Here is a 15,051-nt window from a genome sequence, read left to right as displayed (position 1 = left end):
CCGCATCGGCGAGAATGCGCCGGCCGCATGGGCGGCCTCACGCCGATCGCCGATGACCGACCGCACCGGTGCGCTGCTGGGCGAACTGCTGCAGCGCGTCTCACGCTCCTTCTATCTCAGCCTGCGGGCGCTGCCTGCGGGGCTGCGCACGCCGGTCAGCCTGGCTTACCTGCTCGCGCGGGCGGCCGACACGGTTGCCGACACGCCCGGCCAGCCCGAAGCCGTGCGGCTCGCCGGCCTCGCGCAGTTGCGCGCGGCGTTCCTGGGGCAGGGCATGGTCCTGCCGCCGGCGGCCCCGGCGTGGCAGGACGACGAACGCCGCCTGTGGGCGGCGCTGCCCGAGGCACTGCAGCTGCTGCAACGCCTGGACCCGGCAGACCAGGCCGCGATCCGCCGCGTGCTGGGCACGCTGGTCGACGGGATGGAATACGACCTGCGCCGCTTTGCCGGCGGCACGGCGGCCACCCCGGTGATGCTGGCCGAACGCGCCGAACTCGATCGCTACACCTACCTCGTGGCCGGCTGCGTCGGCGAGTTCTGGACCGCGATGGCCATGCGCCATTGCCCGGCGGTGCGCAACTGGCCCGCCGCGCAGATGAGCGCGCTCGCAGTGGACTACGGCAAGGCGCTGCAGCTGACGAACGTGCTGCGCGACTGCGGCGAGGACCTGGCCGCCGGGCGCTGCTACCTGCCGAGCGCGTACACCGGCGCACCGGAAGGCAGGCCGCTCGGGCGCCCCCAGGCGCTGCCGGCACTGGGGCGGCTGAGCCTGGAGGCGCTCGCGCTGTACCGGCAGGCCGCGGCGTACGTGCTGGCGATCCCGCGTCGTGCGCTGCGCCTGCGACTGGCCAGCCTCTGGCCGCTGATGATCGGCCTGGCCACCCTGCGCGAGCTCGCGCGCAACCCGCACTGGCCCGATCCGGGGCACCGCAGCAAGGTGCGGCGCGGCGAGGTGTACCGCATCCTGGGCCGCTCGGTGTGGCTCGCCCTGTCCGACCGGGCGCTGCGGCACTGGTTCGACCGGGCCTGGGCCGAGGTCGAAGCCGCCTGCCGCGCGCTGGACGGGCACCCCGCTTGCTGAACGAGGCGGCAGGGCGGCGCATGCCGCACCTTGGGGAGATGCCGATGCCGTTCAAGCACCTGGGCGCCGTGGCGATGCTCGCAGCCGGGGCGTGCCTGCCATGGGCGGCGTCCCGCGCCGACGAGGGCGAGCGCGCGCGCGTCGTGCAGCAGGTGGCCCACGCCGTGGTGCGCAGCGGCGACGCGCAGGGCATGGCCTTCGCGATCGTCGACAAGACGGGAGCGCGCCTGCACGTCTACGACGCCCTGGGGCGCGTGCAGGGGACGGCACCGGTGCTGCTCGGGCTGGCACGCGGCGACCATTCCGTACCCGGGATCGGCGAGCGCAGGATGTCCGAGATCCGGCCCCACGAGCGCACCACGCCGGCGGGCCGTTTCGTGGCCGAGCATGGCCGCAACGTGCAGGGCGAGGACATCATCTGGGTGGACTACGAGGCTGCTGTTTCGATGCACCGCGTCCGCGCGACCAACCCGCGCGAACGGCGCCTCGAACGGCTGGCGTCACCGACCATTGCCGACAACCGCATCTCGTACGGCTGCATCAACGTGCCGGCGGACTTCTACGATCGCGTCCTGAAGCCCACCTTCCGGGCCCGCCATGCGGTCGTGTACGTGCTGCCGGAAACGCGTCCGGTGCACGAGGTGCTGGGCTTCCTGGACTGATGCCAGGCACCGGACCATGCGGTCGGGTGCGGTCCTGCCGGGCGCGCAGGGTGGCCACGCCCGGCAGGACGAGGGTCAGTTGCGGTCTGCGCGCGGGGCGCGCTCTTCCATCGTCGTGCTGCTGCCCATGCTGTCGGACGACGAGTCCATACCTTGCGTGCCCTGCGTCGTGCCGGTGGTGCCGCTGGCCGCTTCGTTGCCCATGGCGCGACCTTCCGGCGTGGCAGCGCCGCCCGGATTGGTGGCGGCTTCCGGCTGGGTGGTCGGTGCAGCACCCGAGCCCTGCGCCGTGCCCGGCGTGCCGGTCGATTGCGCATGGGCCATGCCCAAGGCGGCGGACAGCGCGGCGGCCAGGGCCAGTCGCTTGGTCAATGAGGTCATCAGAGTCTCCTGTGAGGGTGGGATGATCGACGGGCACCGGCGGGCTCGGCGAGCCACGAAATCGTCCGGCGTCCCGACACCTTTGCCGTGCAACCCACATGCCCGCGATCGCCCGCGCGTGTCAGCCGATCACCGACGCCACGCGGCACCCGACGCGGCAGCCGTCCCACCCACCACGGCAACCGCAGCGCGAGCATCGTGGCCAGCCCGCCGCAGCGACCGAAGCCGACCGGCCTGCCGGCCTCCTCGCGCGAGATCAACAGGTAGAAGCCCGCGTCGCTGGCGCTCAGCGGCCCGGTCCAAGCGAGGCCCGATCCGCATCCTCACGACGAAGAGTCGACCCCATGGGTGAACCGGATTCGCCCCGGGATCCGCAGCAGCGAGCGCTCGCGGGAGGCGGGACGCAGGCATGGACCTTCACCCCGGCAGGCCGGCGCACGGAGGCGGCCGGGCGCGCCGCCCGCGCCACCGCACGCACGCAGCATCGCCGGAGCACAATTTGCCCGTCCGCGGAAAAGTGATCCGCACAACGCCATCCGGAGTGCCGCCATGGCCATGAGCCGCCAGTACGAAATCGCCGAACCGACCCGCGCCGAGATCGACGCCAGCCACGGCCCCCTGTTGCTCGAGTTCGGCGCCCCGTGGTGCGGCTGGTGCCAAGGCGCGCAGCCGCTGATCGCGCAGGCCTTGGCCGCGCATCCCGAGGTGCGGCACCTGAAGATCGAGGACGGCAAGGGACGGCCGCTGGGACGCGCCTTCAAGGTCAAGCTGTGGCCGACGCTGGTCTTCCTGCGCGACGGCCAGGAGACCACGCGGCTGGTGCGCCCCCAGGACGCGGCCGCGATCGCGCAGGCGCTGGCCGGCATCGTGTAGCCCGACACGGCAGGCGCCGAATTTGCCCGTCGACGGGACCATCCACCTGCCGACGGAGGCGACCGATGCCCGTGCGACCCCACGCATCCCTGCTGTTGCTGCTGACGACCCTGCTGCTCGTCATCATGGGCCTGGCCCTGGCCATCGGCGGGGGCTGGCTGCTGAGCCTGGGCGGGGCCTGGTACTACCTGGCGGCCGGTCTGCTGATGCTGCTGGGCGCCGCGCTGCTGGCGCGCCGCCGCGCCCATGCGCTGTGGAGCTTCGCGGCGCTGGTGGGGCTGACCATCGCCTGGTCGCTGTGGGAAGCCGGCCTGGACTGGTGGCCGCTGGCGATCCGCAACAACGTGCCGTTCCTGCTCGGCCTGCTGCTGCTCACGCCCTGGATCGCGCGGCGCCTGGAACCGCCGGCGCTGCGCGGTGGCCGCATCGCGCTGGGGGTCGCGCTGCTGGCCTTCGTCGTCGTCGCCGTGGCCTCGTGGGCCCGGGACCCGCACCGCATCGAGGGGCGCCTGCCACCGCTGCAGGGCAACGCCGCGGCCCTTGACGATCCCGTGCCGGCCGGTGAGTGGCATGCCTATGGTCGCACCGGCCACGGCCAGCGCTACGCGCCGCTGGACCAGATCACGCCGCAGAACGTCGCGCGGCTCGAAGTCGCCTGGCACTTCCGCACCGGCGACATGCGGGGCCAGCCGGGCGACCCGGAGGAAACCACCTTCGAGGTCACGCCGCTCAAGGTCGGCAACCGCCTGTTCCTGTGCACGCCGCACCAGCAGGTGGTGGCCCTCGATGCGACCACCGGTGCCGAGGTCTGGCGCTTCAACCCGCGCATCGAAGGCGAGCTGGCGTTGCAGCACCTGACCTGCCGCGGACTGTCCTACCTGCCACCAGGGACCGCCGCGACGCCCGCGGCCACCGGGCGTGCGCCGGTCGGCTCCGGCTCCCAGCCCGTCGCGGCGGAAGACGCGCCGGCCACGGACGACTGCCCGGCGAAGCTGTTCATGCCCACGGCCGACGGGCGCCTGATCGCGCTGAACCCGGACGACGGGCAGGTCTGCCGCAGCTTCGGTGGCGGCACCGGCCAGATCGACCTGTGGGCCAACATGCCGAACAAGCGGGCGGGCGGCTACTACTCGACCTCGCCGGTGGTGGTGACCGACCGCGTGGTCGTGGTCGGCGGCACGGTGCTGGACAACGTCAGCACCAACGAGCCCTCGGGCGTGATCCGCGCCTTCGACGTGCGCACCGGCGCGCTGGTCTGGAACTGGGACCCGGCGCGGCCCGAGGCCACCGAGCCGATCGCGCCCGACGCCACCTACACGCCGAGCTCGCCCAACAGCTGGTCCATCTCCAGCGTCGACACCGAGCTCGGCCTGGTCTACGTGCCGCTGGGCAACCAGCCGCCGGACCAGTGGGGCGGGCAGCGCAGCGAGGACGTCGAGCGCTACGGGTCCTCCGTGGTCGCGCTGGATCTGGCCACCGGCAAGGTGCGCTGGCACTTCCAGACCGTGCACCACGACCTGTGGGACTACGACGTGCCCTCGCAGCCCACGCTGGTGGACCTGACCATCGACGGCGAGCGCGTGCCGGCGCTGGTGCAGCCGACCAAGCAGGGCGAGCTGTTCGTGCTCGACCGGCGCGACGGCCGTCCGCTGCTGCCGGTGGAAGAGCGGCCCGTCCCGCAAGGCGCGGTCGAAGACGACCGCACCGCGCCGACCCAGCCGGTCTCGGCGCTGTCGTTCGAACCCGAGCCGCTGCGCGAGCGCGACATGTGGGGCACGACCCTGTTCGACCAGCTGTACTGCCGCATCGCCTTCCGCCGGCTGCGCTACGAGGGACGCTATACGCCGCCGTCGCTGGAGGGCACGCTGGTCTATCCCGGCAACTTCGGCGTGTTCAACTGGGGCGGCATCGCGGTCGACCCGGTGCAGCAGGTGGCGTTCACCACGCCGGCCTACCTGGCCTTCACCTCGCAGCTGGTGCGACGGCGCGACGACACCTCGCTGCACGTGCAGGGCCAGCAGCCCGTCGAGCCGCTGCCCGCGCTGAACGAGAACTTCGGCGCGCCCTATGCGGTGAAGATGGGCGCGTTCACCTCGCCGCTCGGCATCCCGTGCCAGGCGCCGCCCTGGGGCCATGTCGCGCTGGTGGACCTGCGTACCGGCGAGGTGATCTGGAAGCACCGCAACGGCACGGTGCGCGACAGCTCGCCCGTGCCGCTGCCGTTCCGCATGGGCGTGCCCTCGCTGGGCGGGCCGCTGGTCACCGCAGGCGGCGTCGCGTTCCTCTCCGGGACGCTGGACTACTACGTGCGCGGCTACGAGCTGGCCACCGGGCGCGAGCTGTGGACGCAACGCCTGCCGGCCGGCGGCCAGGCCACCCCGATGAGCTACCTGGGCGAGGACGGGCGGCAGTACCTGCTGGTGGTGGCGGGCGGCCACGGTTCGCTCGGCACCCAGGCCGGCGACCACGTCATCGCGTATGCGCTGCCGCGTTCCGGTCAGTAGTCGATCGTGTAGCGGTAGTCGCGATAGCGTAGCACCGCGCTCTTGAGCCGGATCTCCTCCAGCGTGAGGTCCTGGGCCACCGCTTCGCCTTCGCGCACCGGCCGGCCGTTGAGGATCAGCAGGCGGTCGGCCCGCAGGGGCGAGTACACCGACCCGTTCACCGTCAGGGCCGGCAGGTTGCGGCGCACCTCGTCGGGCAGCTCGGCCTGCCGGTAGATCCTCGCCTCGGTGGTCGGGGGCGGTGCCGGCTCGGCAGCTGCGGGCGACGGCGCGGCCGGCGTGGCAGCGGCAGGTTGGGCCGGGACCGGGGCAGGGGCGGGCGGTGGTGGCGGAGGGGCGACCCGCTCCACCACCGGCGGCGCGATGGCCACCACGGGCGGCGCCGGGTCCCGCGGCACGGGAGCGGCCGCCTCGCGCGCCGGCGGGGCCGGGGGCAGGGCGGGGGACGCCGGTGCGGCAGGCGGGGCCGCCACGACCCCGGTCGCTTGGGGCTGGCTCCCCCAGAACCACCATGCGGCCAGCGGCACGAGCAGGCCGACGGCTGCGCCCACGCCGATCCAGGCCCAGGGGCGCGCGGCCAGCGACGCGGGTGCCTCGCCTGCGGGCGGCGGCGCCGTGTGCGAATGCAGGCCCGGCACCGCGCCGCGTTCGCGCTCGGCCTCGGCCCGCCGCAAGGCTTCGAGGATGTAGGACATCAGTGCACTCCCTGCAGGCGCGGCTCGTCGACGCCGATCACGCGGTTGAGCTGCATGAACGTGACCGGTCCCGCCAGCCCGTCGGCCTCCAGCCCTTCGGCCAGCTGGAACGCCTGGATGCGCGCGCGCAGCGGGCCTTCGCTGGGCAGGCCGGGCACCTTCGCGAGCTGCTGAGCCAGCCATTCGGCCACCGGGCCGCGGTCCGAGACCGCCTTGTTGTCGTAGCCGGCCGGCGCGCGCCAGAAGGTGGCGAAGTCGCCGCGCCACACCTGGGCCAGCGCCGACAGCGGCACGGTGTGCGCGATGTCGCCCACGCGCAGCACCGCTTCCTCGGCGGTCAGCCGGGTCAGCAGCACGCGCCCGCCGTCGCGGCTGCCGTCGTCGAGAGTCAGGATGCCCGGCCGGTCGAGCAGCCGGATCTGCGCCAGGGTGCTGCGTGCCGTGCGGTAGCAGTGCACCCCCTGGCGCTGAGCCGCCTGGCAGGCGTCGCCGCGCGGACCGAGCTGCAGCTGCCAGGCCGCGGCCAGCTGGCGCCAGGCTTCCTGTTCGTCCGGGATCAGCGCCTTGAAGGTGCCGCGTGGCGGCAGGTCTTCCTGCGGCCGCGCCGCTGCGGCCGGCACCGCGGGCGCCGAGGCGCGCGGGGCCAGGCCGGCGGACGCCGCCGAAGCCACCGGTGCGGGCGCGGCCGCCGCGATGGCCGCGACGGGCTTGCCGGTACCGCGCATCGCGTAGCCGATCGCGGCCATCAGCGCGGCACCGGCGACCACGCCCACCGCACCGACCGCCACCATGCGGCGCACCGGCCGCGACGCCGTCTTGCGCGGCGCACCGAAGACCTCGCGCGCGGCCTGCTCGACGATGCGCTCGTCGACGCGGCTGCGCCCGCTCGCGTAGGCCCCCAGCAGCGCACGGTCGCACAGCAGGTTGATGCGGCGGGGCACGCCACGCGAGAGCTCGTGGATACGCCGGAGCGCGCCGCGGTCGAACGGCACCGGCCGCTCCATGCCGGCCACCGCAAGCCGGTGGCGGATGTACTGCTCGGTCTCCGCCTCGGACAGCGCGTCCAGGTGGAAACGGGCGACGACGCGCTGCGCCAGCTGCTCCAGCTCGGGCCGCGCCAGCATGGTGCGCAGCTCGGGCTGGCCGATCAGGATGATCTGCAACAGCTTGCGCTCGCTGGTCTCGAGGTTGGTCAGCAGGCGCAGCTGCTCGAGCACGTCGGCCGAAAGGTTCTGGGCCTCGTCGATGATCAGGACGTTGTTCTGTCCGACGGCGTGCGTGCGCAGCAGGAACTCGTTGAGCCGGTCGACGTAGTCCTTCACCGTCAGCGCCCGCTGGCCGCCTTCGGGCAGCGGGATGCGGAACTCCTCGCACACGGCCTGGAGCAGCTCCTCGACCGTGAGCTTGGGATTGAAGATGTAGGCGACGTTGCAGCGCTTGGGGATCTTCTCGAGGAAGCAGCGGCACACGGTGGTCTTGCCGGCGCCGATCTCGCCGCTCAGCAGCACGAAGCCGCCCCCGCCGCGCACGCCGTACAGCAGGTGCGCGAGCGCCTCCCGATGGCGTTCGCTCATGAAGAGGTAACGTGGATCGGGCGCGATCGAAAACGGTTCTTGCTTGAGTCCGAAGAACTTCGCGTACATGTCAGCAGGCTGCAGCAGGGTGGCAGTCTAGCCTGTCGACGCGACGGCCGAAGCCGGTGTCCCCGCCCGGGCCCGGACCGGGTGGCTAGCGGGTGGCCTGCGACACCAGCCGGTGGTAGAAGCGCACCAGCTCGGCCAGGTTCGAGGTGGCGATGCGCTCGTTGGTGCCGTGGAAACGCGGCAGGTCCTCCGGCCGGGCGCGCACCGGCGAGAAGCGGTAGATGTGGTCGCTGATGCCGGTGAAGTGGCGCGAGTCGGTGGCCGCGATCATCAGGCCGGGCGCGACGATGGTGCCGGGGAAGACCTCGCGCACGGTACGCTGGATCAGCTGGTACGACGGCGACTGCGTCGGCGACACCGGCGAGGGCTCGGCGTTGCCCGACAGCACCTGCAGCTCGAAGCGGTCGCTGCCGACCGCGCGCCGCACGTGCTCCATCACCGAGGCCTGCGTGTCGCCCGGCAGCAGCCGGAAGTTGACCGTGGCCTCGGCTCGGCCGGGGACGACGTTGTCCTTGTTGCCCGCATGCACCACCGTCAGCGCGGTGGTGGTGCGCAGCATCGCGTTGGTGCTGGCGCCGGCCTCCAGCTGCTTCTGCACCAGCGGGCCGAACAGCCACAGGTTGGACAGCGCCACGCGCCCGAAGCCGTCCATCTCCGGTGCGAGCGTCTCGAACATCTCGCGCGCCACGCCGCGGAGGCCGCCCGGCAGCTGCTCGTCGTCGAGCCGCTTGAGCGCGGCACTCATCATCGCGATCGCGCCACTGCCGCGCGGCGGCGGCATCGACGAATGGCCGGGCGTGGCCGAGACGCGCAGCACCACCGAGAGGTAGCCTTTCTCGGCAATGCCGATCAGCGCGGCGGGCTTCGACAGGCCCGGCATCACGCCTTCGGTGATCAGCAGGCCCTCGTCGATCACGAACTCGAGCTTCACGCCGCGCGAGGCGAGCAGCTTCGCGATCTCGACCGCGCCGCGCTGGCCGCCGACCTCCTCGTCGGCGCCGAAGGCGAGGTAGATGGTGCGGCGCGGCTGGAAGCCTTCGGCCAGCAGCATCTCGATGGCCTCGAGCTGCGCGACCAGGTTGCCCTTGTCGTCCCAGGCGCCACGCCCCCAGACGTAGCCGTCGCGGATCTCGCCGGCGAACGGGTCCACCGTCCAGTCGCCCTCGGTGCCGGCCGCGATCGGCACCACGTCCTGGTGCGCCATCAGCAGGATGGGGCGGGCCTGCGGGTCGCTGCCGGGCCAGGTGTAGAGCAGGCTCAGGCCGTTGACGACCTCCTGCTTGAGCGTGGCGTGCACGCGCGGATAGCTCTGGCGCAGGTGCTCGTGCAGCAGCCGGAACTGGTCGGCGTTGAGCTCGGGATCGTCGGCCGAGGAGACCGTGCGCGCGCGGATCGCGCCGGCCAGGCGCTGCGCCAGCCCGGCCTCGTCGACCGGCAGCGGTGCGATGGCCGGGACGTCGACCTGTCGAGAGCCCTGTCGCCAGGTGTTGACCGCAACGGCGGCCGCAAGGAGGAGGATCAGCAGCAGAAGGCCCAGGATCAGGCGCTTGAGGACGGTCCAGCCAGTGATGCGCACGACAGCTCCGGAAACGAACGATCGTGCGCAGTATAGGAAGCCCCTGCGGCGCGCCGCATCGGGCTTCCCACGGATGGTGCGTCAGCTCGACAGCGGCTTGACCGGGGCCAGCAAGCGATGCAGCTCGACCCGCGCGAAGCGGTCGATCCGCCACTGCGACACCCGACGGGCCCCCGAAGCGGCTCTCGACCGGGTGGAAGTGCAGGGCGGCGTGCTGCACCGCCGGCGGCGCCAGCCAGCGGGCGACGCTGGGACGGCAAGCGGCTGATCCTGCCCCCGTGCTCGCCCGCAACTTCGAGGGGCGCGCAGCTCCTCGTCGACACCCGTCGTGCCAGGCCGGGGCGGTCTACGACGCGTCCCACGCCGGCCCAAGCGCTTCCACGGCGCAGGGCCTCCAGCGGCGCCAACCCGAAGACGACTTCAAGTTTTACTTGAACATTTGTTGATGTAAAACTCGAGAAATCATGGATATCTCGTTGTCATTCAACGGCTATTGGGCGGCATCCCTGGTAGTGGCCGCGGCCGCCGCCTGCTGCGCGTACCACGCCAGGCATTGTGGATTGGCCATCGCGTCGCGGTTGACCACCCGCTCGAGCTCGTGGCCGAGGAACAGCTTCTTGATCGGCACTTCCTGCTTCTTGCCCGACAGGGTGCGCGGGATCTCGGGCGCCTCGATGATGTCGTCCGGCAGGAAGCGCGGCGACAGGGCGTTGCGGATCGCGTCGCGGATGCGCGCCTGCATCGGCGCGTCCAGCGGGTGCCCGGGACGCATCACGACGAACAAGATCATGCGGCTGGGACGGCCCAGGTACTCCAGGTCGATCACCATCGAGTCGAGCACCTCGGGCAGCGCCTCGACGGCCGCGTAGATCTCGCTGGTGCCCATGCGCAGGCCGTGGCGGTTGATGGTCGCGTCGCTGCGCCCGTAGATGATGCAGCTGCCGTCGGGCAGCATGCGCAGCCAGTCGCCGTGCCGCCAGACGCCCGGGTAGACGTCGAAGTAGCTCGACAGGTAGCGTGCATGGTCGCGGTCGCCCCACAGGTACAGCGGCATCGAGGGCAGGGGGCGCGTGCAGACCAGCTCGCCGACCTCGTCGATGACCGGCTGGCCGGCCTCGTTCCAGGCCTCGACCGCCGCGCCGATCTGCCGGCACTGCATGCGCCCGGGCGTCTGCGGCAGCTCGCGGTTGCCGGCGATGAAGGCGCCGCAGAAGTCGGTGCCACCGGAGACGTTGCTCCACCAGATCCCGGGGGTGCCGATGCGCTCGAACTGCTCCGTGCCCCAGCGCTGCACCTCTTCCGACAGTGGCGATCCGGTGCTGCCCAGCGCCCGGATCGCGCGCAGGTCGCCGCATTGCGACAGGTCCAGCCCGGCCTTCATGCAGTTGGCATAGAAGGCCGCGCCCGCGCCCAGGTAGGTGATGCGGTGTTTCGCCGCAAAGCGCCACAGCACGCCCCAGTCCGGCGCGTCCTTGGACCCCGAGGGGCTGCCGTCGAACAGGCAGATCGTGACGCCGTCCAGCAGCCCGTTGACCTGGCAGTTCCACATCACCCAGCCGGTGCTGCTGTACCAGTGGAAGCGTTCGCCCCAGTTGTTGGCGCTGTAGCTGGTGCCCATGTCGAAGTGCTTGGCACTGGCGGCGGCCATCAGCGCGATGCCGCCGTGACCGTGCACGATGGGCTTGGGCAGGCCGGTCGTGCCGCTCGAGTAGACGATCCACAGCGGGTGGTCGAAGGGCAGCCATTCGGGCTCGAAGGCCGCGGTCTGCGCGTCGTCGCGCGCGGTGGCCTCGGCAAAGCCCAGTTCCGCGGGCAGCCGGCGGCTGGCGTAGGGCGTCTCCAGCACCACCAGGGTCTGCACGCTGGGCAGATCGGCACGCAGCGCCGCGACGGTCTCCGCGCGGTCCATCGCCTTGCCGGCGTAATGAATGCCGTCGGCCGCGATCAGCACACGCGGCTCGATCTGGCGGAAGCGGTCCAGCACGGCACGCGTGCCCATGTCGGGCGCGCAGACGCTCCACACCGCGCCGATGCTGGCGCAGGCCAGGAACGCGACCACGGTCTCGGGCACGTTGGGCAGGTAGGCCGCCACGCGGTCGCCGCGCTGCACGCCGGCCTCGCGCAGCGTCAGCGCCAGCGATGCCACCTGGCGGCGCAGCTCGGGCCACGACAGCTCGCGCGCCTCGCCGCGTTCGTTGTCGCTGACGATGGCAGGCATCCCGGCCGCGTGCGCCGGCCCGACATGGCGGAACACGCGCTGCGCGTAATTGACCTGCGCCCCCGGGAACCAGCGCGCGCCGGGCATGCGCTCGTCTTCCAGCACGGCGGTGTACGGGGTCGGGGACTCGAAGCGGTCGTAGTCCCAGATGCTGCGCCAGAAGGCGTCCAGGTCGGTGACCGACCAGCGGCGCAGCGACTCGAAATCGGGAAAGGACAGGCCGCGATGCTCGCGCAGCCAGTCCTGGTAGAGGCGAAGCTGTGGAACGTAGGCGGGTCTCATGACCCGCAGCGTACGGGGCGCACCGCGGCGCGTGGTTCAGGGTTTGTCCCTTGCGCGTGCGCTATGCGCCCGAAGCGCGCGGCTCAGGCGGACGGGAACGGATCGTCCCAGCCCAGCAGTTCCGCCAGCCGCCGGACCACCCAGCGCGCTTCGGCTGCGTCGACGCCGGCATCGCCGCCAGCCAGGCCCTGGTGGATGCGCTGGAGCACGTCGGCCTCGGTGACGTGGAGCTGCCAGAGCTTGTCGCGCGCGGTCTCGGTGAGCATCTGCGCCAGGTCCTCGCAGTACTCGTAGCGCTGCGCGATCACGTCGCGCGGTTCGCGCGGCTTCAGGCGCCCGGGGTCGACGTAGAGATCGACGAAGGACGGCGGGATGTACAGCTGGTGGTCGTCGGACACGGGTCGGTTGCGCAAGGAGCCTGCCGCGGATGCGCCACGGCAGCGGAGGAAGACGGGTTGCACGCTGCCGGCACGAGACCGGACGGCAGGTCCGCGATTATCGTGCGCCGGCAAACGGGCAACGCATGCGAAAGCCGGGCGGCCCATGGGCGTCAGGCCTTGGGGAAGCATCGGCAGGATCTGTTCTCGGCATCCGATTTACTTTCCAGAATGTGCGTTATGTCAAATACAGGATGCGAGGGCCGAGGCGAACGAACCGGCCCCCGGGAGACCGTCGAGTCGCCTTCCGGCAACCAACGCCCTGCAAGCGCATCGCATGCCGGCCGGCAGCCCTCGCTGCGAGCCGGCGCGTAGGTGCGAGCGGTTTCTCCGAACGGCCATGGCCACACGTCCGGACGGAACCCAGCCGCAGCCTCGGACATCCGCCCACGCCTGACCAGAGGGGCTGCCGGCATGCCGCGACAGTGCCGGCCCCTTGACCGGCCGGCGCACCAGGCAGGCCAGCCGCGTGCGGCCTCAGCCGCGCCGCTTCCCGTGGTCGATGACCGTCTCGCCATCCTCCCTGACGAACGGCTCCAGCTTGCCCACGGGCAGCAGCTCGAGCACTTCGTCCGAAGGACGGCACAGCTTGGTCCCCAGCGGGGTGCGCACCACGGGCCGGTTCATCAGGATGGGGTGCTGCTGGATGAAATCCAGCAGCTCTTCATCGGTCCACTTCGGGTCGGACAGGCCCAGTTCCGCGTACGGCGTGCCCTTCTCGCGCAACAGGTCGCGCACGCCGATGCCCATCTCGGCAAGCAGCTGACGCAGCTCTTCCTTGGTCGGCGGCGTCTTCAGGTACTCGACGATGCGCGGCTCGAAGCCGGCGTGACGGATCAGCCCCAGCACGTTGCGGCTCGTCCCGCAGGCAGGGTTGTGATAGATCGTGATCTCGCTCATGAGGGTTGTTTCAGGACAAAGACATCTGCCCGCGGGCTCGGTCGACCCGGGACTGCGCACGCGGGTCGACGGTGAGCGCATGAAGGGCCGATCCTGCATCCGCCAGTGACACGGCCACCAAGTCGGGCATTCGGGCGGGGGATCTTCCTGCGCACGGGCGGGTGCGCCGGGCCATTCTAGGGGCTGATGCGTTCCTGTTCCGTTCGACGCGAGGGCGTCAACGCCCCCTGCCCCGGATGCGCGACAGGGCGTCCAGCGCCGGCGCCGGGACTCAGCACTGCAGGCGCTGCGGATACAGCCCGTGCCGTAACCCGCAACGGTGCGCCTTGGCCGCATCGACCGGGCCGACCTTGCCGGGTGCCAGACGCTGCACCGTGGCGCCGCCAGCGTGGCGCGGCCGGCGAGCTGCTGCGACGCGCAGGCAGCTCGGTCGCGTCGATGCGCGAGGTGTTCGAACGGTTCAGGAGCAGGCCGTTGAGCGCGGCGGGTGCTCGGCGCCCAGCCGGAAGCCGGGGTCGGGCTGCGCCGGCATGCCCACGCCGAGGACCGGGGCGTCCTCGTCGACGAACTCGAACTGGTACACCGGCTGGTGGCTCGAGTGCGGCGCTCCCACTCGAGCGGAACCTGCGAAGACTGACAGGTTCCCTTCACTGGCCGACCGCACGTGGAATGGGCCGTGAAAGGCGAACCCGCTGCGCGGTGCAGCGGACGTGCGGGTGAAGCATGCGCAACAGGGGTCCCGGAGACAGCGCGCGACGTCCTGCCGGCCGTCCAACTCGGTGCGAGCCTCGGCCGTGGCAGCCTCAGGCTTGGCGCGCAAACGCCGACATGTACGGCACGCGACCGACGCTCCACCGGCCCCGCCTGCCCTGTCGGTTGCCCCGGATCCCCGAATGGAGGCAGGCCATGAACCTGCCATCAGCGAGCCTCTCCACGTGCCATCCACAGCGCCCCGCACCACCCGTCATGCCGTCGCAGCCGCTCGCGGTGCACCCAGCCCGCGCGCCAGGGACCGGTCCTGGGCCGCGACGGGCCTTGACGCAAGGATCGCCGCCCCACAGCATCGACGGCGGACGGATCCCTGGCGGCTTCAACCGTGCAGCGTTGGAGGAGGAGCCGCTGCCGACGCACCGGCGGCCGGTCGATGTCCCGGCAAGCGTCCCCTTGAGTTCACAGTCACCGAATGCCTGCGGCCGATGGGCCGCGGATATCGCTGTCGCGGACAGCACTTTTCAACTGAAGGAGAACTCAATGTACATCGAAGCCCCCCACCGCGGCCCCGTCACGGCTCCCGCCCGCGCCCTGCAGCGCAAGGTCTGCGAACCGGCGGCGCCCAAGACCTTCCGCCACGCGATCGAGATCTACCTGAAGGACTCGAACGCCTACATGAACACCTATTTCTCGCGCTACTTCGAGTGGCAGGGCATCTGCCGCGAGCGCTGGTTCTACCAGTGCATCGCGCCGGACCTGCTGCGCGACCAGGGGGTGTTCATCACGAAGCGGGCGCACCAGGAGTACGTGCACGAGACCTTCCCGTTCCAGACCGTCGAGTGCCACCTCAACACGTTCAACGTCTCGCGCTGCTCGTTCTACCTGCTGTTCCGCTTCCACGTCGAGGACACCCTGGTGTCGACCGGCTACCAGCAGATCGTCTTCGCCCGTGAGGACAAGCGCATCCAGCGGCTGCCCGAAGACGTGCTGGCACGCATCAAGGAGTACGAGCTCGCGGAAGCGCCGCTGCCCGTCTGAGCGCGGCGGCATGCGGCTGCGCGGCCGGGGTGCCGGCAGGCGCCCTGCCG

13 protein-coding genes are annotated in these 15,051 nt (G+C 71.7%); 5 read left to right on the top strand and 8 right to left on the bottom strand.

The features are described 5' to 3' along the window. Positions 1–52: 52 nt before the first annotated feature. Entirely contained in the window at positions 53–1,081 is a 1,029-nt protein-coding gene (locus IS481_RS08960; protein WP_104356756.1) for a squalene/phytoene synthase family protein, read from the top strand. A 44-nt stretch (positions 1,082–1,125) separates the two neighbouring features. Further along, positions 1,126–1,743, top strand: a complete 618-nt coding sequence (locus IS481_RS08955) for a L,D-transpeptidase (RefSeq protein ID WP_243654540.1) — start codon at positions 1,126–1,128, stop codon at positions 1,741–1,743. A 75-nt stretch (positions 1,744–1,818) separates the two neighbouring features. Here the strand turns inward: IS481_RS08955 and IS481_RS08950 are convergent, their stop codons facing one another. Next, positions 1,819–2,124, bottom strand: coding sequence for a hypothetical protein (locus IS481_RS08950; protein WP_146079519.1), 306 nt, complete (start codon positions 2,122–2,124; stop codon positions 1,819–1,821). A 549-nt stretch (positions 2,125–2,673) separates the two neighbouring features. Here IS481_RS08950 and IS481_RS08945 point away from each other — a divergent pair. Both IS481_RS08945 and IS481_RS08940 read left to right on the top strand, forming a co-directional pair. Next, positions 2,674–2,997 carry a thioredoxin family protein gene (locus IS481_RS08945; protein WP_104356759.1) on the top strand — a complete coding sequence of 108 codons (324 nt, stop codon included), beginning with the start codon at positions 2,674–2,676 and terminating at the stop codon, positions 2,995–2,997. 65 nt (positions 2,998–3,062) lie between these two features. Beyond that, positions 3,063–5,501 (top strand): membrane-bound PQQ-dependent dehydrogenase, glucose/quinate/shikimate family, encoded by a 2,439-nt coding sequence (locus IS481_RS08940; protein WP_104356760.1) that lies wholly within the window; start codon positions 3,063–3,065, stop codon positions 5,499–5,501. Here IS481_RS08940 and IS481_RS08935 read toward each other — a convergent pair. The 7 genes from IS481_RS08935 to IS481_RS08905 form a co-directional block, all read right to left on the bottom strand. After that, positions 5,495–6,196 carry a general secretion pathway protein GspB gene (locus IS481_RS08935; protein ID WP_104356761.1) on the bottom strand — a complete coding sequence of 234 codons (702 nt, stop codon included), beginning with the start codon at positions 6,194–6,196 and terminating at the stop codon, positions 5,495–5,497. The genes IS481_RS08940 and IS481_RS08935 overlap by 7 nt on opposite strands. After that, on the bottom strand, positions 6,196–7,839 hold the full coding sequence (locus tag IS481_RS08930; protein WP_104356762.1) for an ExeA family protein: 1,644 nt from the start codon (positions 7,837–7,839) through the stop codon (positions 6,196–6,198). The genes IS481_RS08935 and IS481_RS08930 overlap by 1 nt, the downstream gene beginning before the upstream one ends. An 85-nt stretch (positions 7,840–7,924) precedes the next feature. Further along, positions 7,925–9,415 (bottom strand): M20 family peptidase, encoded by a 1,491-nt coding sequence (locus tag IS481_RS08925; RefSeq protein ID WP_194963350.1) that lies wholly within the window; start codon positions 9,413–9,415, stop codon positions 7,925–7,927. Positions 9,416–9,905: 490 nt separating this feature from the next. Beyond that, positions 9,906–11,915, bottom strand: a complete 2,010-nt coding sequence (locus tag IS481_RS08920) for an acetoacetate--CoA ligase (protein ID WP_104356763.1) — start codon at positions 11,913–11,915, stop codon at positions 9,906–9,908. 83 nt (positions 11,916–11,998) lie between these two features. Further along, entirely contained in the window at positions 11,999–12,313 is a 315-nt protein-coding gene (locus tag IS481_RS08915; RefSeq protein WP_104356764.1) for an ATPase with chaperone activity, read from the bottom strand. A gap of 516 nt (positions 12,314–12,829) precedes the next feature. After that, positions 12,830–13,252: an arsenate reductase (glutaredoxin) gene (arsC, locus tag IS481_RS08910; protein WP_104356765.1), complete on the bottom strand. Its 423-nt coding sequence runs from the start codon at positions 13,250–13,252 to the stop codon at positions 12,830–12,832. Between the two features lie 460 nt (positions 13,253–13,712). Then, positions 13,713–13,865, bottom strand: coding sequence for a hypothetical protein (locus tag IS481_RS08905; protein WP_165908611.1), 153 nt, complete (start codon positions 13,863–13,865; stop codon positions 13,713–13,715). Between the two features lie 638 nt (positions 13,866–14,503). On the opposite strand from IS481_RS08905, the gene IS481_RS08900 reads away from it, so the two are divergent. Beyond that, entirely contained in the window at positions 14,504–15,001 is a 498-nt protein-coding gene (locus IS481_RS08900; protein ID WP_232529512.1) for an acyl-CoA thioesterase, read from the top strand. Positions 15,002–15,051: the final 50 nt, after the last annotated feature.

The organism is Caldimonas thermodepolymerans (genome assembly GCF_015476235.1).
Taxonomy (GTDB): domain Bacteria; phylum Pseudomonadota; class Gammaproteobacteria; order Burkholderiales; family Burkholderiaceae_C; genus Caldimonas; species Caldimonas thermodepolymerans.
Note: the sequence above shows the minus strand (reverse complement) of the source record. Positions and strands in the feature narration are given on the sequence as shown.

Coding starts and splice junctions, on each gene's coding strand:
- IS481_RS08940 (WP_104356760.1), top strand. CDS start 3,063: ATGCCCGTGCGACCCCACGCATCCCTGCTGTTGCTGCTGACGACCCTG.
- IS481_RS08920 (WP_104356763.1), bottom strand. CDS start 11,915: ATGAGACCCGCCTACGTTCCACAGCTTCGCCTCTACCAGGACTGGCTG.
- IS481_RS08945 (WP_104356759.1), top strand. CDS start 2,674: ATGGCCATGAGCCGCCAGTACGAAATCGCCGAACCGACCCGCGCCGAG.
- IS481_RS08950 (WP_146079519.1), bottom strand. CDS start 2,124: ATGACCTCATTGACCAAGCGACTGGCCCTGGCCGCCGCGCTGTCCGCC.
- IS481_RS08955 (WP_243654540.1), top strand. CDS start 1,126: ATGCCGTTCAAGCACCTGGGCGCCGTGGCGATGCTCGCAGCCGGGGCG.
- IS481_RS08900 (WP_232529512.1), top strand. CDS start 14,504: ATGTACATCGAAGCCCCCCACCGCGGCCCCGTCACGGCTCCCGCCCGC.
- IS481_RS08935 (WP_104356761.1), bottom strand. CDS start 6,196: ATGTCCTACATCCTCGAAGCCTTGCGGCGGGCCGAGGCCGAGCGCGAA.
- IS481_RS08930 (WP_104356762.1), bottom strand. CDS start 7,839: ATGTACGCGAAGTTCTTCGGACTCAAGCAAGAACCGTTTTCGATCGCG.
- arsC (WP_104356765.1), bottom strand. CDS start 13,252: ATGAGCGAGATCACGATCTATCACAACCCTGCCTGCGGGACGAGCCGC.
- IS481_RS08960 (WP_104356756.1), top strand. CDS start 53: ATGACCGACCGCACCGGTGCGCTGCTGGGCGAACTGCTGCAGCGCGTC.